Annotated in this window: 20 protein-coding genes; 11 read left to right on the top strand and 9 right to left on the bottom strand. The window is 67.0% G+C overall.

Features of this window, described 5'->3' with window-relative positions:
- Positions 1-120 precede the first annotated feature (120 nt).
- The 3 genes from A5659_RS09970 to A5659_RS09960 all read left to right on the top strand — a co-directional run bounded on the left by A5659_RS09970 (position 121) and on the right by A5659_RS09960 (position 2,696).
- Positions 121-393 (top strand): WGxxGxxG family protein, encoded by a 273-nt coding sequence (locus A5659_RS09970; protein ID WP_067180731.1) that lies wholly within the window; start codon positions 121-123, stop codon positions 391-393.
- Between the two features lie 230 nt (positions 394-623).
- On the top strand, positions 624-1,190 hold the full coding sequence (locus tag A5659_RS09965) for a hemerythrin domain-containing protein (protein ID WP_066864929.1): 567 nt from the start codon (positions 624-626) through the stop codon (positions 1,188-1,190).
- Positions 1,191-1,220: 30 nt separating this feature from the next.
- Complete coding sequence (locus tag A5659_RS09960; RefSeq protein WP_067180728.1) at positions 1,221-2,696, top strand: YdiU family protein; 1,476 nt, start codon at positions 1,221-1,223, stop codon at positions 2,694-2,696.
- A gap of 2 nt (positions 2,697-2,698) precedes the next feature.
- Here A5659_RS09960 and A5659_RS09955 read toward each other — a convergent pair whose 3' ends face one another.
- The 5 genes from A5659_RS09955 to A5659_RS09935 form a co-directional block, all read right to left on the bottom strand.
- Positions 2,699-3,526 carry an LLM class F420-dependent oxidoreductase gene (locus A5659_RS09955; protein WP_067024914.1) on the bottom strand — a complete coding sequence of 276 codons (828 nt, stop codon included), beginning with the start codon at positions 3,524-3,526 and terminating at the stop codon, positions 2,699-2,701.
- A gap of 32 nt (positions 3,527-3,558) precedes the next feature.
- Positions 3,559-5,130: an adenylate/guanylate cyclase domain-containing protein gene (locus tag A5659_RS09950; RefSeq protein WP_067180726.1), complete on the bottom strand. Its 1,572-nt coding sequence runs from the start codon at positions 5,128-5,130 to the stop codon at positions 3,559-3,561.
- 70 nt (positions 5,131-5,200) lie between these two features.
- Complete coding sequence (locus tag A5659_RS09945) at positions 5,201-5,611, bottom strand: DUF4267 domain-containing protein (RefSeq protein WP_066865234.1); 411 nt, start codon at positions 5,609-5,611, stop codon at positions 5,201-5,203.
- Between the two features lie 58 nt (positions 5,612-5,669).
- Entirely contained in the window at positions 5,670-5,942 is a 273-nt protein-coding gene (locus A5659_RS09940) for a hypothetical protein (RefSeq protein ID WP_066864943.1), read from the bottom strand.
- A gap of 11 nt (positions 5,943-5,953) precedes the next feature.
- Positions 5,954-6,550, bottom strand: a complete 597-nt coding sequence (locus tag A5659_RS09935) for a TetR/AcrR family transcriptional regulator (RefSeq protein WP_066864946.1) — start codon at positions 6,548-6,550, stop codon at positions 5,954-5,956.
- 97 nt (positions 6,551-6,647) lie between these two features.
- Between A5659_RS09935 and A5659_RS09930 the strand changes: the two genes are divergently transcribed.
- From A5659_RS09930 to A5659_RS09920, 3 genes are read left to right on the top strand one after another with little or no spacing between them, the layout of a single operon-like run.
- Positions 6,648-7,652 (top strand): oxygenase MpaB family protein, encoded by a 1,005-nt coding sequence (locus tag A5659_RS09930; protein WP_067138473.1) that lies wholly within the window; start codon positions 6,648-6,650, stop codon positions 7,650-7,652.
- A gap of 50 nt (positions 7,653-7,702) precedes the next feature.
- Complete coding sequence (locus tag A5659_RS09925; protein ID WP_066879151.1) at positions 7,703-8,200, top strand: RNA polymerase sigma factor; 498 nt, start codon at positions 7,703-7,705, stop codon at positions 8,198-8,200.
- 14 nt (positions 8,201-8,214) lie between these two features.
- On the top strand, positions 8,215-8,811 hold the full coding sequence (locus A5659_RS09920) for a methylated-DNA--[protein]-cysteine S-methyltransferase (protein ID WP_067180808.1): 597 nt from the start codon (positions 8,215-8,217) through the stop codon (positions 8,809-8,811).
- A 46-nt stretch (positions 8,812-8,857) separates the two neighbouring features.
- Here the strand turns inward: A5659_RS09920 and A5659_RS09915 are convergent, their stop codons facing one another.
- Positions 8,858-9,247 (bottom strand): DUF732 domain-containing protein, encoded by a 390-nt coding sequence (locus tag A5659_RS09915; protein ID WP_066864956.1) that lies wholly within the window; start codon positions 9,245-9,247, stop codon positions 8,858-8,860.
- A 184-nt stretch (positions 9,248-9,431) separates the two neighbouring features.
- On the opposite strand from A5659_RS09915, the gene A5659_RS09910 reads away from it, so the two are divergent.
- The 3 genes from A5659_RS09910 (at position 9,432) to A5659_RS09900 (ending at position 13,573) form a co-directional block, all read left to right on the top strand.
- On the top strand, positions 9,432-10,889 hold the full coding sequence (locus A5659_RS09910; RefSeq protein WP_066879155.1) for a phospholipase D-like domain-containing protein: 1,458 nt from the start codon (positions 9,432-9,434) through the stop codon (positions 10,887-10,889).
- An 82-nt stretch (positions 10,890-10,971) separates the two neighbouring features.
- Positions 10,972-11,838 carry a phytanoyl-CoA dioxygenase family protein gene (locus tag A5659_RS09905; protein ID WP_066864964.1) on the top strand — a complete coding sequence of 289 codons (867 nt, stop codon included), beginning with the start codon at positions 10,972-10,974 and terminating at the stop codon, positions 11,836-11,838.
- Between the two features lie 193 nt (positions 11,839-12,031).
- Entirely contained in the window at positions 12,032-13,573 is a 1,542-nt protein-coding gene (locus A5659_RS09900; protein WP_067180804.1) for an LCP family protein, read from the top strand.
- Between the two features lie 7 nt (positions 13,574-13,580).
- Here A5659_RS09900 and A5659_RS09895 read toward each other — a convergent pair whose 3' ends face one another.
- Complete coding sequence (locus A5659_RS09895) at positions 13,581-15,137, bottom strand: serine hydrolase (protein WP_067180723.1); 1,557 nt, start codon at positions 15,135-15,137, stop codon at positions 13,581-13,583.
- A gap of 120 nt (positions 15,138-15,257) precedes the next feature.
- Between A5659_RS09895 and A5659_RS09890 the strand changes: the two genes are divergently transcribed.
- On the top strand, positions 15,258-15,962 hold the full coding sequence (locus A5659_RS09890; protein WP_067180720.1) for a M15 family metallopeptidase: 705 nt from the start codon (positions 15,258-15,260) through the stop codon (positions 15,960-15,962).
- A 28-nt stretch (positions 15,963-15,990) separates the two neighbouring features.
- Positions 15,991-16,500 (top strand): DUF2505 domain-containing protein, encoded by a 510-nt coding sequence (locus tag A5659_RS09885; protein WP_067180802.1) that lies wholly within the window; start codon positions 15,991-15,993, stop codon positions 16,498-16,500.
- A gap of 95 nt (positions 16,501-16,595) precedes the next feature.
- On the opposite strand, the gene A5659_RS09880 is transcribed toward A5659_RS09885, so the two are convergent.
- The gene (locus tag A5659_RS09880; protein ID WP_067138453.1) at positions 16,596-17,474 is read right to left on the bottom strand and encodes a TIGR03619 family F420-dependent LLM class oxidoreductase; all 879 of its coding nucleotides are present in this window, start codon (positions 17,472-17,474) and stop codon (positions 16,596-16,598) included.
- The gene (locus tag A5659_RS09875; protein WP_067138455.1) at positions 17,471-18,301 is read right to left on the bottom strand and encodes a TauD/TfdA family dioxygenase; all 831 of its coding nucleotides are present in this window, start codon (positions 18,299-18,301) and stop codon (positions 17,471-17,473) included. Before A5659_RS09875 ends, A5659_RS09880 begins: the two co-directional genes overlap by 4 nt.

Here is an 18,301-nt window from a genome sequence, read left to right as displayed (position 1 = left end):
ACCTCGCTACGTTGCGGCCATCGGTCGTGCGTCGCGTCATGCGGAGACTAGAGCATCCTGGTCCCGAAATGCGTGTCGATCAGTCGTATGGCTCGATCAGCAAACTCACTAGGAGTAGAAATGCGTAAGACCATTGCAATCGTTTCAGCCACCGGAGCGCTGTTGTTCGGTGGCGCGGGTGTCGCCAATGCCTCCAGTGCTCCGGCGCCCTCGTCCACGACGGCGACGTTGGCGGACAGCAACAACAACAATGACCAGCACAGCGACAAGACCGGGCTGTGGGGCCTGGCTGGCCTATTGGGCCTGGGCGGACTCGCCGGACTGATGCGCCGCAAGGACACGCCCGCCGGCACCGGCGTCGGGCCGGCCACCACCCGCGACCGCGGCGTCTAACTAACCCGCGCTTCCCAGATCCCCGTCGGACGTCCGCGCGGTTGACGGGGATCTGGGGACCCGCGCACAAACACCCTGTGCCGCAAGCTATTTCAGCTGACGGTCGAGTGCCGGCGTGCGTCGCGCACGGTGAGGCGCCGTTTGGCGGCCTGTGCAGCGGGTATGCCCTGGATCAAGCCGCACACAGCCCAACGTGCGTTTCCCACTCTCCCCTCACAGGAGGTACGGCGATGGCCGAGATGATCATTCAGTCACCCGACGAAGTCGTCGCGTTCCTGAAAGCCCAGCACAACCTCATCGAGGACATGTTCGATCAGGTGCTGCACGCCACGGACCCGAAAGCGCGTGAAGAGCCGTTTGCGGCCTTGCGCCAGTTGCTGGCCGTCCACGAAACGGCCGAGGAAATGGTCGTGCATCCGCGGGTGCGGCGGGAGGACGACGCCGGCGACGCCATCGTCGATGCCCGTCTCAAAGAAGAGCACGAAGCCAAGGAGCTGCTCTCGCAAGTGGAGAAGCTCGATATCACCTCCCAGGAATTCATCGACGAACTCCGCAAGCTGCGCGAGGCCGTACTCGAACATGCCCGGCAGGAGGAGAACGACGAATTCCCCGTGCTGGAACGCGAAGTGGACCCCGACGATCTCAAGCGGATGGGCGCGGCGGTACGTGCGGCCGAGGCCATCGCCCCGACGCGTCCGCACCCGGGCGTGGAGTCGGCGAAGCTCAACTTCGCGCTCGGGCCGTTCGCATCCATGCTCGACCGTGCCCGTGACCTGATCGGGAAAGCGCTCGGATAGAGCACCCGGGTTTTCCGTAGGCTCGATGAGATGAGCGTTGCCCCGGATACCACCGTCGCCCTTCAGGATCGGTTCTTCCGCGAGCTGCCGGAGATGGCGGTCCGCTGGCAGGCGGAGACGTTCCCCGAGTTGCGGCTGCTGGTGCTCAATGAGCCGCTCGCCGCCACACTGGGCCTCGAACCCGGGTGGCTGCGCGGCGCCGAAGGGCTGCGCTTCTTGGCAGGCAACCTGGTGCCCGACCGCGCCACTCCGGTAGCCCAGGCCTACGCCGGGCATCAGTTCGGCGGCTTTGTTCCGCGGTTGGGCGACGGGCGTGCGCTGTTGCTCGGCGAACTGGTCGACGGTGACGGACGGCTACGCGATGTCCACCTCAAGGGCTCCGGAGCCACCCCGTTCGCCCGCGGCGGTGACGGGCTGGCGGCGGTGGGGCCGATGCTGCGCGAATACATCGTCAGCGAGGCGATGCATGCCCTGGGAGTGCCCACGACGCGGTCGCTGGCGGTGGTGGCCACCGGGCGTCCGGTCCATCGCGAAGAAACGCTGCCGGGGGCGGTACTCACCCGAGTGGCAAGCAGCCATCTGCGCGTCGGCAGCTTCCAATTCGCCGCAGCCACCGGCAACCACGACCTGCTGCGCCGCCTCGCCGACCACGCGATCGGCCGCCACCACCCCGCTGCCGCCGGGGCCGAGAATCCCTACCTCGCCCTGTTCGAAGCCGTGGTCGCCGTCCAGGCATCGCTGATCGCCCAATGGATGCTGATCGGGTTCGTCCACGGGGTGATGAACACCGACAACACGACCATCTCGGGCGAAACGATCGACTACGGACCGTGCGCCTTCATGGAGGCCTACGACCCCGACACCGTCTTCAGTTCGATCGACTTTTGGGGCCGCTATGCGTACGGCAATCAACCCGTGATCGCCGGATGGAACCTCGCCCGGTTCGCCGAGACGCTGCTGCCACTGTTCTCGGACAACACCGAGCAGGCGATCGCGCTCGCCGAGCGGTCGTTCGGGATCTTCCAAACCCGCTACGACGCGGTGTGGTCCTCCGGGATGCGCGCCAAGCTCGGCTTGCCCGCCGACATCGACGCCGAATTCGCCACGGTGTTGGTGGAGGAATTGCTCCTGCTGCTCAAGCAGAATCACGTGGACTACACCTCGTTCTTCCGCCGGCTCAGCGACGCCGCGCGCACAGAAGCCAAGTCAGGCGCCGAACCCGTCCGCGGGTTGTTCGCCGACCTCGCCGGTTTCGACGCCTGGCTGACGCGGTGGCGGGCGCTGGGTCCCGACGCCGATGCGATGGATCGCACCAACCCGATCTACATTCCGCGCAACCACCTGGTCGAGGAGGCCCTCACCGCCGCGACGGCCGGCGAGCTCGGCCCGTTGGAACAACTGCTCGCAGCGGTGACGCAGCCCTATGCCGAACGGCCGGGTCTGGAACGCTACGCCACCCCCGCCCCCGAGGACTTCGGGAAGTACCAAACCTTTTGCGGGACTTGAGTTTAGGATAGCTTGGCGAGCTCGGCCTGCAGCCCGTCCAGGCGTCGCAGCGTCTGATCGCGAGGCTCCGTTGGCAGGTCCACCAACAGGTGTGTCACTCCCAGATCGCGATAAGCCTCGAGGTTCTCCGCCGTCGGTTCGCCACCGTGAAAGTGGATCACCGGCACGTCCTGGCCGGCCACCTCGCGCAACTGCTCGAGCGGAGCCGACAGCTCCTTCGCCGATGGTGTCATCGACAGCCACCCCGCGTTCAGCCGGGCGATGCGCTTGAAGCCCGCCGGCCCGCCGCCAAGATAAAGCGGCGGATAGGGCTGCTGCACCGGCTTGGGCCAGCTGTAGATCGGGTCGAAGTTCACGAATTCGCCGTGGAATTCCGCCTTTTCGTGGGTCCAGATCTCGATCATCGCTTCGAGCCGCTCGTCCACCACACGTCCGCGAACCGCGGGATCCACACCGTGATTGGCGATTTCCTCACGCAACCAGCCGACGCCCACACCAAACCGAAACCGGCCCTGCGACACCAGATCGAGCGATGCCACCTCTTTGGCCGCGTGGATCGGGTCGCGCTGGGGCACCAGCGCGATGCCGGTGCCCACCACGAGTCGTTCGGTGGCGACCGCCGCGGCGGTCAGCGCCACGAACGGATCCAGCGTGCGGTAGTACTTCGGCGGGATCGGCCCGCCGCTCGGGTACGGGGTCTTCGCGTCGACCGGGATGTGTGAGTGCTCGGCGAGGAAGAGCGATTCAAACCCGCGCTGCTCGAGCGCCTTGCCCAGATCGACGGGACCAATGCCGTCGTCGGTAACGAAAGTCAGCACGCCGAAACCCATGACGCTTAGTCAACCGCATCGCCGTGCGGCTGTCAGCGCGACGTCGTTCCGGCGGCCAGTTGGCCGCCGTCGGTGATCGGGGCCAGACGCGCCATTCCGCGCAGGATCCAGGGGGTGCGCCGGGCCAGCACCGCCACCGCCCGGTCCGATCGACGCATCGAGGTCCGTGGGCCGGGCGTGGGTGCCGCGGCCAACTGCGCTTCCCGCGACGCTATGCCGGTGCCGTGGCGGTCGACGGCGACCAGCTCCCACTCGCCCGGTACACCGCGCAACTCGACGAGACCGCGCTCCCGGAAACCGATCCCGGAGCCGACCACCAGGTCACGAACCGTGCGCGACACCAGGATTTCCCCACCACCGGCTTGACCGAGGATCCGGGCCGCGATGTGCACGGCGATGCCACCGATGTCGGTGTCCATGAGTTCGCACTCGCCAGTGTGGATGCCGATGCGAATCTCGACGCCCAGTCTCTCGACACCGTCGCGCAGGTTCTCGGCGCAGCGGATGCCCTGGGTGGGCGCGTCGAAAGTGATGAGGTAGCCGTCGCCGGTGCTCTTGACCACGGTGCCGCCGTATCGTCGCGCGGCCTCTGCGGTGATCTCGCCGAAGCGCTGCAGGATCGCGCGCCATCGCTCGTCGCCGGTCGCCACCACGCGTTCGGTCGAGGAAACGATGTCGGTGAACAGCACGGTGCGCAGGGCGCGGTTCGACGGCGGCGGAGTGGCGTGGCTGCCGGTGAGAAGCTCCTCGATCTCGGTGGCGATCTTGTCGGGATCGGTGAACCACGGCGCGTGATCGGTGCCGTCGAGTTCGACCATCCGCGCGTTGGGAATGTGTGCGGTGAGGTACCGCCCCGCCTGCACCGGGACGCCGGGGTCCCGGGTGGCGTGCACGACCAGCGTGGGCATGGTCAGCGTCGGCAAGATCGGCCGCACATCGATCTGGAACGCCGCTTCCAGTGTGGCCCGCGCCATTCCGGGGCTCGCGCACATCCGCTCCAGCATGCCCAGCTGCCGAGAGGACCGGACGGAGGGCAGCAGACATTTGAGGGCCTCGCCACTTCCCCACGCCGACAAGACAGCCCGGCCGAACCTCTGAAAGCCGCTGATCTGTTCTTCGGACGGGGTGTACTCCTCGCCGAGCTCGGCTATGCAGCGTGCCCGCAGTTCGGCCGGATCAAGATCGAGGTCGTCCCATCCCTGGCTGGGAAGGTATGCCGCCGTGCCGGTGAGGATCAGCGCCCTCGTCCTTTCCGGTCGCGTCGCGGCGAACAACATGGCGGCCGGGCCGCCCTCGCTCACGCCCAGCAGGGCGGCCCGCTGGAAGCCCGCGGCGTCCATGACGGCCTCGATCTCGGCGGCCCGATCGTCCAGGGTGCGGACCCGCGGCACCGGGTCCGACAACCCGACGCCCGCCTTGTCGAAGAGGATCACTCGGCAGAAGGTGGCCAGCCGCTCCATGAAGGCCTGGAACTCCGGCATCGCCCAGTACAGCTCGACATGGCTGGCGAACGAGCCAGCGAAGACAAGTTCGATCGGCCCGTCACCAAACACCTGGTAGGCGAGGCTGAGACCACCGCAGTTTGCATACGCCGTCTCCGGCACGCACTGAGCGTACCGAGTGCATTCCGTTCTAGGTCAGCAAAAGATTAATGATTCGCTCGGGTATGTCAGCTCAGGGCGCTGGCGGTTCGGTCACCGCGCGGTTGGCCGGACGGCGGCTCGGGCGTACCGCACCCCAGAGGCCGGTGGCGACGCCGACGGCGGCGCCGCCCAGGCCGATGATCTGTTGGGAGGGCTTCAGCTCGCCGTGCACGCTCAGCCCGCCGACCAGGTCGGCCACGTCGGCGCCGGCGGACGCCAGAAACCAGCCGCGCGTGTTCTTACCGCGCAGCGCCGCCGCGGCGAGCAGCACACCGATCAATGCGTCGCGATAACCCATCGAGCGCAACAACAATTGCGCGGTCGGCGTCGGCTCTTCCGGGTCGCCCCATAGCTTGTTCGCCCGTAAGGGATCGACGAGGAATGAAACGCCAGAGGCGAGGCGGATGGTGCCTGCAAGAAGGCCGAACCGGTCGATTGACATGTTCACAGAGCCTAGGAGCAAACCGTCCCGTCGTGCACGCATTGCATCCGCACGTCGCTCACGGCGCGGGGCAGGAATCGGCGATCTGCAACGACGCCGGCCACAGCACCGTGGCCGCGCCGAAGGCTATGGCGTCCGCGCCGGTGGGCGACACGGCTTCGATCCGTGCCTGGATTCGCTGGGTCTGCTCGGGATGAAAGACGGTCCACGCGAACCCAATACACAGATACGGAATGGTCAGCCACACCGCCAGTTCGATCAGCGCGCCGACGCTGACCTTGTGCCCGAGAATGCGTCGGACCGGGGCCATCGCATGATCGATTCCGCCCATGAGACTCCCAGCTACCGCAGCACCAGTTTGAGAGCGTAGTCGACGACGGCGTCGAGATCACTGCCCAGATGCCCGGCGAGCCACTGCTGAGCAAGCTCGGCCATGGCACCCGTGTACAGGGCGGCGGCCACCTCCGCGGCCACCGGATCGGAATCCGGATTGAGCCGCCAGCCCTCGGTCAGCACGCCCTGGCGCAGCATGTCCTGCGTCGCGCGACGGCGCGCGGCCAGCACGGGATTCGTGCGGGCATCGGTGAACAACACGCGACCGCGCCGCGGATCGGCCGACGAGAAGCCCAGCACCGCCGCGATGCCGGCGCGGGTTCGGGCCCCCAACGAGTCCCCCGCCTCCTCGATGGCGGCCGCGATCACCTCGGTCAGCTGCTCGCTCACCCGGTCGTAGACCGCGCCGAGCAGTTCGTCGGTGTCGCCGAAGCTTTCGTAGAAGTACCGCGTGTTCAGCCCGCATTCCCGGCATACCGAGCGCACCGAGACGGCCGCCTCGCCGCCGTTGCCGAACAGGCGATAGGCGGCCTCGACCAGCAGCGCACGACGCTCGGCGCGGCGGTCCTTGAGCGGTATACCGGCCCACCGGGTGGGACTCGACATTCCTACAGCGTAAGTCGAGTGGGCTTCGGTCTTGTCACAGTCGTAGCCAAAACTTATTCTGGTTACAGTCGTGACCAGAACTGCCGAGGAGCGCGCCGTGTTTCTGCCACACCAGATCGTCGGGCAGCTGATCAACAAAAAGTTGGACGACAACATGCGGCGGTACTTCTTTCGTGGCATGGAGTTCGCCGCACCCGTCGGCGATCCGGGCTGGTTCGGTCCCGACAGCGCCGTGTGGCGGGTGCATTCGCACCTGCCCGCCCTGATCTTCGGCCTGCAATGCGCCGCCTTCATGGAGACTCTGGACCCGTCGATCTATTGGATGGGGATGCATCACTCGCGGCTGATCAAACGGGACAGCAACGGGAACCCGGTTTCGCATGTGCCCCAAATCGATCCGGAAGGCGCAGCGACGCGCCTCGGCCACTCGGTGGCCTTCTTCATCGGCACGGCATACGGGTCGACGGAAACCGCTGAGCGACTGGCGAAATCGGTGCGCGCGATGCACCACACCATCAAGGGCACGCGCCCCGACGGCGCCCGCTACGACGCCGACGACCCCGAGTGGCTGCGGTGGAACTATGCAACGGTGGTCTGGGGCCTGGCCACCGCACACGAGCTTTATCACCCAATGCCCTTGCGCGGCAAGCAACTCGACCGATACTACGGCGAGTTCGTCCGGGTCGGACACGCCCTGGGCGGCACCGATCTGCCGGCCACCAAGGCCGAAACGCTCGAGTGTCTCGAGTCCTACTTGCCGAAACTGGCTGTCACACATGGCAAAGCGATGGGTACCGGCCCCAACGTTCCCATGCCGCAGGCGGCCGTCGACTGGGCCATCCGTGACACCATGCCGAAGTGGGCCAAGCAGCTGCTGCAGCACCGCGACTGCAACATCATCGAGCGCACCGCCCGTCGCACCGCGGTGTGGTCGATCATCAACGGGATCAACGCCGCATCCGGCCCGGCCCCGGAGTTTCGGCAGGCCCAGGCCAGGGTCAAGGGCGGCACCGCCGTCCCACACACCCTGCCGACCTACGTCCTCGGCAGCGATCAGGTTCGCAGCCGCTCCGAGGTGGAGCGCAGCTTCCAGTCGGTGTAGCCCACACTAAGGGCATCTCACAAAACTCCCGGCCCAAGCGTCTACACAGCGTGACAGCCAAACGCCCCTTCGAGGCGGTGGTGGTCGACCACGGTCCCGCGGTGTTGCGGGTGTGCCGTGCCATCGTGGGGCCGGTCGACGCCGACGACGCCTGGTCGGAGACGTTCTTATCCGCGTTGCGCAGCTACCCCGACCTGCCCGCCGACGCCAACGTCGAGGCCTGGCTGGTCACTATCGCACACCGCAAAGCCATCGACGTCACCCGGGCCCGGGCGCGGCGCGCGGTGCCCACCGATCAGGTTCCCGAGACCGCCGGCCCGGCGGACCCCGGCAGGGACGACGACCTCGCCGACGCGCTGGACAGGCTGCCGGCCAAACAGAAGCAGGCCGTGGCCTACCACTATCTGGCCGGCCTGCCCTACGCCGAGATCGCCGCCATCCTCGGCGGCAGCCCCGACGCCGCCCGGCGCGCCGCCGCCGACGGCATCGCCACCCTCAGGCGCACGTACCCCGGCATCGCCACCACCGGGACAGGAGAACACCGATGAGCAACGAACAAGTGATGGCCCACGAGCTGGCGCGGATCACCGACGCCACCGCCGGCGATCTCGACGCGCTGCACGCCCGGCTAGCCACGTCCGCCGAACACCAAGGCATCCTCGACATCGCCTACCGTGTCGTCGACAGCCCGGTCGGCGCCCTGCTCATCGCGGCTACCGAGCACGGCCTGGTCCGCGTCGCCTACGCCAGCGAGGGCCACGACACCGTCCTGCAGAGCCTCGCCGACAGAATCAGCCCACGCATCCTGCTCGCGCCGGCCCGTCTCGACACGGCCGCCAGGCAACTCGACGAGTATTTCGCCGCCAAGCGCCAAGAATTCAGTGTGCCGCTGGACTGGCGGCTCTCGGCCGGATTCCGCAACACGGTGCTTCGCCATCTGCCCGAGATCGGCTACGGCCACACCGCGAGCTACGCCGCGGTGGCCAGGCTGGCGGGCAACCCCAACGCCGTTCGCGCCGTCGGCAGTGCCTGTGCCACCAACCCGCTACCGGTCGTGGTCCCCTGCCACCGCGTGGTGCGCAGCGACGGCGCGCTGGGCGGCTATCTCGGGGGCGTGGAAGCCAAACGCATCTTGCTCACCCTCGAGGCCGCGGCGTAAGGGCGAAACCCGTTGCTGCATAACGTGATAGCGGCCGAGCCGACCGCTAGGCGGCGCCTGGGGTGAGCGGCGGAAGGTCGACGACCGGCGCCGGCTGCGCCGGCGGCGCCTGGTTCACGCGTTGACCCAGGTGCTGCGGGCAGTAGGCGCTCGCCGCGATCATGGTGAACTGCGCGGCGCCGTCGACCGTGAACCCGGGATTGCTCGACGACACGCTCTTGATGACGTCCACCTGGGGACTGCCCTGGTCCATCAGCTCACATGCCCTTTTGCCCACCCCGACGGCGGCGGCCGGATCCCGATAGGTGATGCCCGCCTGGTTGAGCGCGGCGATGAAGCTCGCATCAGGTCCCGAAGTCCCGACCGGGTCGGCGTAGGCGGGCGCGGCCGCGCCGACCAGGGCGGCGGAGCCCGCAAGCACTACCAGCATTCGCATCGCTTCATCCTCATATAGATCGGCGCCATTGTCCTGCCGAGGCCCTCCGACCCCGCATAACCGCGGTGAAGGTGCAAGTCGAGCGGTCGGGCGGCGGTTGCGCAGCAATCCTGACAGCCGCCTCCGATGTGGTACACAGTGGCTATGTCCGCGCTGCCCTATCAACCTCGTTGAGAGCCCCGGCATGCACGACGATCGACTTCTGATTCCCGGCCAGACCTGCTGGCGCGTGGCGCGTGCCGACCAGTTCGCCCCCATCATCGACGCGGCCGACTACTTCAAGCACGTCAAGGCGGCCATGTTGCGCGCCCGCCATCGAATCGTGCTGATCGGCTGGGATTTCGACTCGCGGGTGACGTTCGAGCGGGGCGAGAAAACCCTCCCCGGGCCAAATCAGTTGGGCGCGTTCCTTTATTGGATGGTGTGGAAACGCCCCGGCCTGGACATCTATGTACTGAAGTCCAATCTTCGTCTGCTGCCGGCCTTCGATGGGCTGTGGTTCGCCCTCACCCCGGTGTCGCTGCTCAACCAGATCAGCAGCAGGCGACTGCACTTCGCCATCGACGGCGCACACCCGATCGGCTCCGTGCACCATCAGAAGATCGTCGTCATCGACGACGCCGTGGCCTTCTGCGCCGGCATCGATCTCACCCTGGAACGGTGGGACACCCGTGCGCATGAGCACGACAATCGCCATCGGCGCACGGCGGGACGCGGCTATGGGCCGCGGCACGACGTCGGGCTGGCGGTTGACGGCGCGGCGGCGCGGGCGCTGGGCGAGCAGGCGCTGGCGCGCTGGGAGACCGCGACGAAACAATCGCTGAGCCAGGTCGAGGCCAAGCACAGCGCCTGGCCCGCCAAGCTGCGGCCGAGCCTGCACAACGTGGACGTCGGAATCGCCCGCACCGTGCCGGAGCTGCTAGATCGCCCCGAAGTGCGGGAGGTCGAGGCGCTCAACCTGGCGGCGATCGCGGCGGCACGCCACACCATCTATGTCGAGAACCAGTACCTGGCTTCCCGGACCATCGTCGAGGCGCTGGCCGCGCGGCTGGCCGAAGACGACGGTCCCGACGTCGTCATCGTGCTGGCCCGTAGGGGCAACAACCCTCTCGAGCGCGGAACCATGGACAGCGCACGGCACCGCCTCATCCGGCTGCTGTGGGAAGCCGACGAGCATGACCGGTTGGGCATCTACTGGCCGGTGACCGACGGCGACGGACCGATCTACGTGCACTCGAAGGTGTTGGTGGTCGACGATCGGCTGTTGCGTATCGGCTCGTCGAATTTCAACAACCGGTCCATGGGCTTCGACAGCGAGTGCGACGTGGCCATCGAGGCGCGGCCGGATGATCCGCGACACGACGAGCTGCGCCGCGAAATCTCTTCGTTCCGGGACGAATTGGTGGCCGAGCACCTCGGTGTTTCGGTGGGCGAGCTGACAGAGGCGATCGGCGAACACCAGTCGGTTTTCAAGGCGATCGAGGCGCTTCGCGGAGAGGGCAAGACGTTGCGGCCATTCACCGAGCGCACCGTGGCCAACGAGGCGGGTCCGCTGGCCGAGAACGACCTGATGGATCCCGACCACGTTCCGCGGTCGCTGACCCGTAGCGTGCAACGCTTCATCACCGGCCTTCGGGGCTGACGAGTCGGCGATTCGGGGTGTGGACCGAGGCGAAATCGGCTTAGTGTGGGCAGAAGTGCCAGTGGACTAAGGACGAGCACCGATGAGCATCGACGACGAATCCGTCACCACGCTGGAGGATCTGCGGGGCGATCTGGCGCAGCGGTACAAGCGCACGCCGACCGGCGGAAGTTCGGTCGACAACGCGATTGTCGAGGCGGACATGGCGGCCCTGGACCGCGACGGCTACGTCATCTGGGAGAACCTGATCAGCGCCGAGCAGTGCTCGCAGATCCGCGAGGTGGTGCGGCCGTGGCTCGGGCACACCGGACGCAACTCGTTCGAGGGCCTGCGCACCCAGCGCATCTACAGCGTGCTGAGTAGGACCCGGGTGTGCGATCGACTTGTCGATGATCCCCGGGTGCTGGCGGTGCTCGACCGCTTGCTGATGCCCAACTACCTGCTTTCGGCGTTGCAGGCCATCAACATTCAGCCCGGTGAGGCCGCACAGCTGGCGCACCACGACGACGGCTTCTACCCGATTCCGCGCCCCCGCGCACCGTTGGCCGCCGCGACGATCTGGGCGATCGACGACTTCACCGCCGACAACGGCGCCACGGTCCTCTACCCCGGCAGCCATCGCTGGGGCAAGCGCCGGCCCGCTCCCGGCGATGAGGCTTTACCGGTCGTCATGCCCGCCGGCTCGTGCGTCTTCTTCGTGGGCACGCTGTGGCACGGCGGCGGCGCGAACAACACCGACGGTGAGCGCCTCGCCGTCACCGCGCAGTACTGCCAACCCTGGCTGCGCCCGATGGAGGCCTTCACCTTGTCGGTGTCGCGAGATATCGCGCGAACCGTTTCCGATGACATCCGCCGGATGCTCGGCTACAGCATCCACCCGCCGTTCGTCGGCAACGTCGACGGGCTGCATCCGTTGCGGCTCTTGGAGATTGAGTTCGGGCCGCAGTAACACCGTAGCCGCGCCACCCGATGCCGACCTCTCAATCCGCGCAAACCGCGGTTTGAAGCGCCGCTACCTGGCTATTCTCAGTCCTGTCATGACGCGTCGAGCGGGGCCGCCCGGCGAAGAAGCATCGGATTCAGCGACGGCCGAGCCCCGGAATCGCCTGCACCGCAACCACAGAATCGTGGCCGGTGCCAAGATGCTGGCCGCGTTGATCTCCCTGGTGGTGGTCGCGGTCATCGGCATCGCTTGGCACGCGTATCGCAGCGCGTCGGCGGGCATCACCAAATCCGAGGCGCTGGCCGGTGAACCGGCATCGACCGGAAGTGATCAGAACATTCTGATCATGGGTCTGGACAGCCGGCGCGACCAGCATGGCAGGCCGCTTCCACCCGACATCTATGACGCGCTGCACGCGGGCAACGAGGACTCCGCCGACGGGGATTCCGACGCGCTCATCGTCGTGCACCTGCCCGCCGGCGACGCTGCGGCCACGGCGATCTCAATCCCCCGCGACGACTATGTCGATCTGGCCGGATGCCCCACCTCGGACTGCCGCGGCAAGATCAAGGAGGCCTACAGCTACGCCTACCAACGGGTGATGACCGGCCGCACCTCCGCCGGCTCGCAATCGAGTCCGACCCCGACTCAAGGTCAAGACGCCACCGCGAAGGAACAGGCCGCACGGGAGGCGGGCCGCAAAGCCGAGATCAGCACCGTCAAAAGCCTTTTGCAGATCCCGATCGACCACTTCATCGAAGTCACCTTGGCCGGATTCTTCCAAATCGCCCGGGTGGTGGAACCAATCACGGTGTGCCTCAACGAGGACACGTCGGACCGCTACTATTCCGGCGCGGACTTTCATAAGGGCATGCAACAGATCAGCGCAGGCCAGGCAATGGCCTTCGTTCGACAACGCCGCGACCCCAACGATGCGGCGTTCACCGACCTCGATCGAAGCCGGCGCCAGCAGGCCTTCATCGTCTCGGTTCTCAGCGCGCTGCGCCGCGGCGGGGCGCTGTCGGACCCCAGCCGGCTGCGCGCCCTGTTGGACGTCGCCAAGCAGAACGTCGCCGTGGACGCCGGCTTCGACTTCGACGATTTGGTGCGAAATGCGTTGACATACCCCGATAGGCCGGTGGAGCTGTACACGCTGCCGGTCACCGGCTTCGGTCAACTCTCAGATGGCGCCTATGTGAACTTCATCGACACATCCACCGTCCGATCCATCGCACACAACCTGGTGGGCGCCGATTCGTCTACCGCACCCTCGACCACCAGCCCCACCACGGCGGCGCAACCGGACGGCGACGCGCAGAGCACCGCGGGCAGCGTCGTCCTCGACGTCGTCAATGCCTCGGGACGCCAGGGTGAGGCCGCAACTGTCCAAATGCTCTTGGCGACTGGGAAATTCAGCCAGGGCAAGGTGAGCACGGCCGACTCCACCACCGAGACCAGCACCATCACCTATGGGGTCGGCGCGAAGGTGGCGGCCACCGAGCTCGCCGACCAGTACGACATAACGGCGACCGCATCCGACAGCGTCGCCCTCAACACGGTGCGGCTGACCGTCGGGACCGATTTCTCCCGGTTCGACCAGACCCATCGTTCCACGTCGGAATCGACGACGACGGCAGCGGCACCGGTCACCACCGTGCCCGCTACCGGCGCCGGTACGCAGCAACCCGCCGTTACCAACCTCTCCCGCATGACCGCCGACGGCATTCCCTGCGTGAAATGACAAAGAGCTACGGTTTTTTCCGCGGCGCGGGCGTCGTTTCCATTGGTGCGGCGCCGTAGAGGTGCAGGGCCTGCGCCGCGGCTGTGGCCACCGCGCCCCGGAGGTGCGAGATCGGCGGGCTGCCCCGTAGGTGAATCGAGTTCGAGAGCAGAATGACGTAGGTATTCGACCCTGGGTCCATCCACAGCGTGGTTCCGGTAAATCCGGTGTTGCCGAAGCTGCCGACGGGAAAGACCGTCCCGCGCGGCCTGGAGAAGGCCGTGTCGATGTCCCAGCCAAAACCGAACAGGCTCTGCCCCTCGATCGCCGGATATTTCGGAGTGCGGGCTTGCTGGGCGGCACGGTTGGCCGCTTCTACTTGTTCCGGGCTATGGCCGGGCTGCTGCGGTGTCGTCATCAGCGCGAGAGTCGTTGGCCGCAAGGGGAATTCACTCGGGCGATCCGCCAGCCGATCAAGCAGCGCCTGGGCAAAGACGCCGACGTCGTGGGCCGTCGAGAACAGGCCGGCGTTGCCGGCCACTCCTCCCATGCGGCGCGCCGTCGGGTCATGCACCGTGCCCCGAAGCAGCGCAAAGAAATCCGGATTCTTGCCCGGGTCGTCTCGGCTTTCCTCGTCGCGCGCTGTCGGGGCGATGCGCGGCAAAACGTTCGTGTTCCAGGTCCCCGCAGGACATGTCACGGGCGCCGACCCCGCTGCGGCGGGGCCCCACGCTACGGCGGCCCCGCGCACTACATGTGGTCCGCACGCTTTGTCCACCGGAAGATACCGAGTGTCTTGCAGCCCAAGCGGCGCAAACACATTGCGCTCGACGTAGGTGTCCTCGGCCTCGCCGGTCGTCTTTTCCAGCAGCGCGCCCAGCAGGATGTAGTTGATGTCGGAATAGCGGAAAAGCTCCCCCGGGCCCGACTGCAGTGGCGTGGTGAGCGCGCGATGAATGCCTTCGGCTTTGTCGGGTCCGCCCAGTCCCCAAGGGTCTGCGAGGTTGACGTCGATCCCCTCGCCGGAGGTGTTGGTCAGCAGCATGCGGACCGTGACCTTCGCCCGCTGCGGGTCGTTCGCCGCGTTGAAGTCGGGCAGATACTTCTGCACCGGATCGTCGAACGCAACCTTGCCCTGTTCGTAGAGCTGCATGATGGCGACCGCCGTGGCGAGACACTTCGTCAGTGACGCCATGTCGAAGATGGTGTCCTCGGTCATCGGCTCGGCCGGTGCGGGCGACCCGTCCAGCCCCGGCTCGCCCGCGAGCTTGCGCGACCCGTAGGCCTGGTGGAAGGCGACCTTGCTGTCGTGCCCAACCATCACCACGCCGCCCGGGAGCCCGCCTGCCGCGATCGCGTCATTCATCAGCTTGGAGATGGTGTCGAATTCGGGGGCGGGAGCCGCAGTCGGCGCCGCCGCGGGCGCCGGTGTCTGCGCGGGCTGCGGTGGGCGCTCGGGGACCGGTGTGTGTGCCGTGAACGCCCACGGCGAAGCCGCGATGAGGGCGAGCAACACAATCGCGACGACGACCGTCTTGCGCAGCGAGGGTGGCCAGAACTTCCCCCTGCCACTGACTACCGGCATATCGCAAGGGTAAGGCGGGGGCTTGGCTGTCTGCAGTAGCGTTGGCGCCGGACCCGTCTCGCGACGCCCGGTTGCGACGGTCTTGTTCGCGATGGAGCAAGCGGTGAGGACCCATCCCCGTTGATTGCCGGCAGGCGGTGGGGTGCCGTGCTGGCCGGCGCGTTGGCGGTCGGGGTCACCGCGACGCAGTGCACCGCCGCGCCGCCACCCCCGGTGGCCGGGCCGTCACCTCCCGCATCCACGGCGTCGAGGCCGCCGCCGGCGCCTGGCCATCCCGACGTTCGCCCGGTCACCGCCGGGGAGCTCGGAGCGAGCTGGCGCCCTGGCTGCCCGGTGAGCCCGGCGCAGTTGCGGCGCGTCGGCGTCGACCACATTGGCTTCGACGGCCAGACCCACCGCGGTGAACTGATCGTGCACGAGGACCTGGTGCCCGACGTCATCGCGATCTTCGAGCGGTTGCACCGACTGGGCTTCCCCATCGAGAAGATCCGCACCGCGGACCGCTATCCGGCCGCCGACGACGAGCAATCCATGGAGGACGACAACACGTCGGCGTTCAACTGCCGCGGCATCCCGGGAAGCGAACACTGGTCACCACACGCCTACGGTCGGGCCATCGACCTGAACCCACGCCTGAACCCCTGCGTCTACGCCGACGGCACTTTTCAGCCGCACAACGCAGCGGGCTATCTGGATCGCGGCCGCAGTGACCGGGGGCTCTTACACGACGGCGACCCGGCTGTCCGCGTCTTCACGGACGGCGGGTGGCGGTGGGGCGGCCACTGGACGGAGCCCATCGACTACCAGCACTTCGAGCGGCCCTGAGCCAGGCTTGCGGTAAGAATGGATGCATATGTCGCGATCATTCGACGTCTCGACCGAGTCGTCCGCCACTGTAAAGCAGATCCATTCCGCCTTCGGCCGCGAGGACTATTGGCTGGCCCGCATCGCGGCCGCTGACGGCGTACTCGTCACATTGGATTCTCTGCTGGTCGACGACGACGGCACGGTGACGGTCCGCACGACCCAGCACCTGGGCCGCCAGCTCCTCCCTGGACTGATCGCCAAGTTCGTCACCGGTGACGTGAAGATCGTGCAGGCGGAGACGTGGCGACCGGACGGTGACGGGCAGGTGCGCGGACACGTCAACGTCTCGGCGTCCGGCGGTTTGGGGTCGGGCCGCGCGGAAGTCTGGCTGGCGCCGACGGACGACGGGGGCTCGCAATTGCGGTCAGCCTTGCGGGTCGAGGTCAAGCTCCCTTTGGTGGGCGGCAAGCTGGAGAAGTCCATCGGGTCTGACCTGGCCAAGGGCATCCCCGAGATGCTGCGCTTCACCACCACGTGGATCATCCAGAACGCCTGAGGCGTGGATCGTCGATCGCGGCCTTCGGGCCGGATGCTCCACGTTGATTTAGCCGGCAGCCGCTAGGGGTCGCGGATGGTCATCGCCAGTCCTGTCTACTGCGTCCGCGCGTCGGCGCCGAAGACTTCGCGGTGCAATTCGATCAGAGCGTGGAGTTGCTCGAGGTAGTGCCGCAACGAATGGTGGACGAAGCGGGCCGACAGGGTCGTGGTGCCGCCGTCGGCCAATTCCCGCAGCGTTTCCTGGGTCGCTTCGGGCTTCCCGGCCGGGTCGAGGGGCTGCTCAGCTGGCATCACCACCTCGAAATCCGGTGGCAGGTCAAACCGCCGAAGCCAGTCCGCCGCGGTGCGGATCGACACGTAGTACGGGCACCAGCCGTCCGCGAGGGTGACCGCGCGCCGTAGCGAACGGCGCGTGCGCCCGCCGACCCAGATCGGCATGTGCGCCTGTACCGCACAGGGATCCACCGTCAGCCCGTCGAACGAGTAGAACTCGCCGTGATACGCCGGCTCGTTGCTCGTCAGAGCCGCCCGCAGCGCCTTCAGGGCGTCGTCGCCGCGGGCGCCGCGATCGTCGAAAGGCGCACCGAGCAGGTCGAACTCCTCCTTGAGCGAGCCGACGCCGACTCCGAGGATCACCCGCCCGCCGCTCACGTGATCTAGTGTGCCGTAACGCTTTACGATCGCCAGCGGATGATGGTATCCGAGCACCAAGGTCATGGTGGCCAAGCGAATCCGCGTGGTGCGCCCCGACACGTAGCCGAATGTGGCCAGTGGATCCCAGTAACGCGCTCCGCGCCGCCCGGATTCGGTCGATGGGATACCGATGTGCTCGCTGCAGGTCATGTGGTGGTAGCCGAGGCGATCGGCGACCTCGGCGGCCCGGCTGATGTCCTCGATGCCCGCGTCTTTTTCCCACTCCAGCGGTGCCCCAGCGACATTGGTGACGACCGGGGTGGCGATGCCGACTTTCACTGCAGGGGCTCTTCGCCCGCGAGGATGGTTCGGTGCATCAGTCGCCCGCTGTCCGCCGGATACGGCAAGACCCGGTGCATGGTTCCGGTGTTGTCCCAGATGAGCAGGTCGCCCGGCTGCCACTGATGCTGGTAGACGTATTGGGGCTGGGTGGCCCAATCACGAAGCCGGGCAAGCAGAGCGCGGCTTTCCTCTACCGGCAAACCGATGACGTAGTCGGACGTCGCGCCCAACAGCAGCGACTTGCGCCCGGATTGGTGGGTCCACACGATGGGGCAGGCCTTGGTGGGCGACTTCTGCCAGAACGCCACCTCGTCGTAGCTCATCTCCGGGGTGACGTAATACTGTGACCGCTCCGCGCTGTGCACCACCCGCAGCTTCGCTATCGCCTCCTTGTCGGCGTCCGGAAGGTCTTCGTAGGCCGCGTAAGTGTTGCAGAATTCGGTCTGCCCACCGGTGTCGGAGAGCTGCACCGCACGCAGCAGCGTGGCCAGATTCGGTAGCGGCTGCAAGGAACCGTCGAAGTGCCAGAACATCGAGCCTTTGAGATATTTGGCGCGCTGGTTGACCTTTTCGTCGAGGGAGATCTTGTTGATGCCACCCTGGCCTTCGTTGGCGACCACCGTGCCGAGGGTCTTGGCGATGGCGACTTGCTGCTCGTCGCCGATGTCCAATCCGCGGAAGTACACCACACCGCGCCGTTCGAGGACCTCGCGAATGGTCGAAGCCTCGCGCCCGCTCAGCAGCGTGTCGAGATCGGTTCTGATCTCGCTGCCGATTCTCGGGGTGAGGTCGACAATCTCCAGCTGTGCGGAGGTGAGGTCCAT

Source organism: Mycobacterium sp. 1165196.3, assembly GCF_001673415.1.
GTDB classification, from domain to species: domain Bacteria; phylum Actinomycetota; class Actinomycetes; order Mycobacteriales; family Mycobacteriaceae; genus Mycobacterium; species Mycobacterium europaeum_A.
Note: the sequence above shows the minus strand (reverse complement) of the source record. Positions and strands in the feature narration are given on the sequence as shown.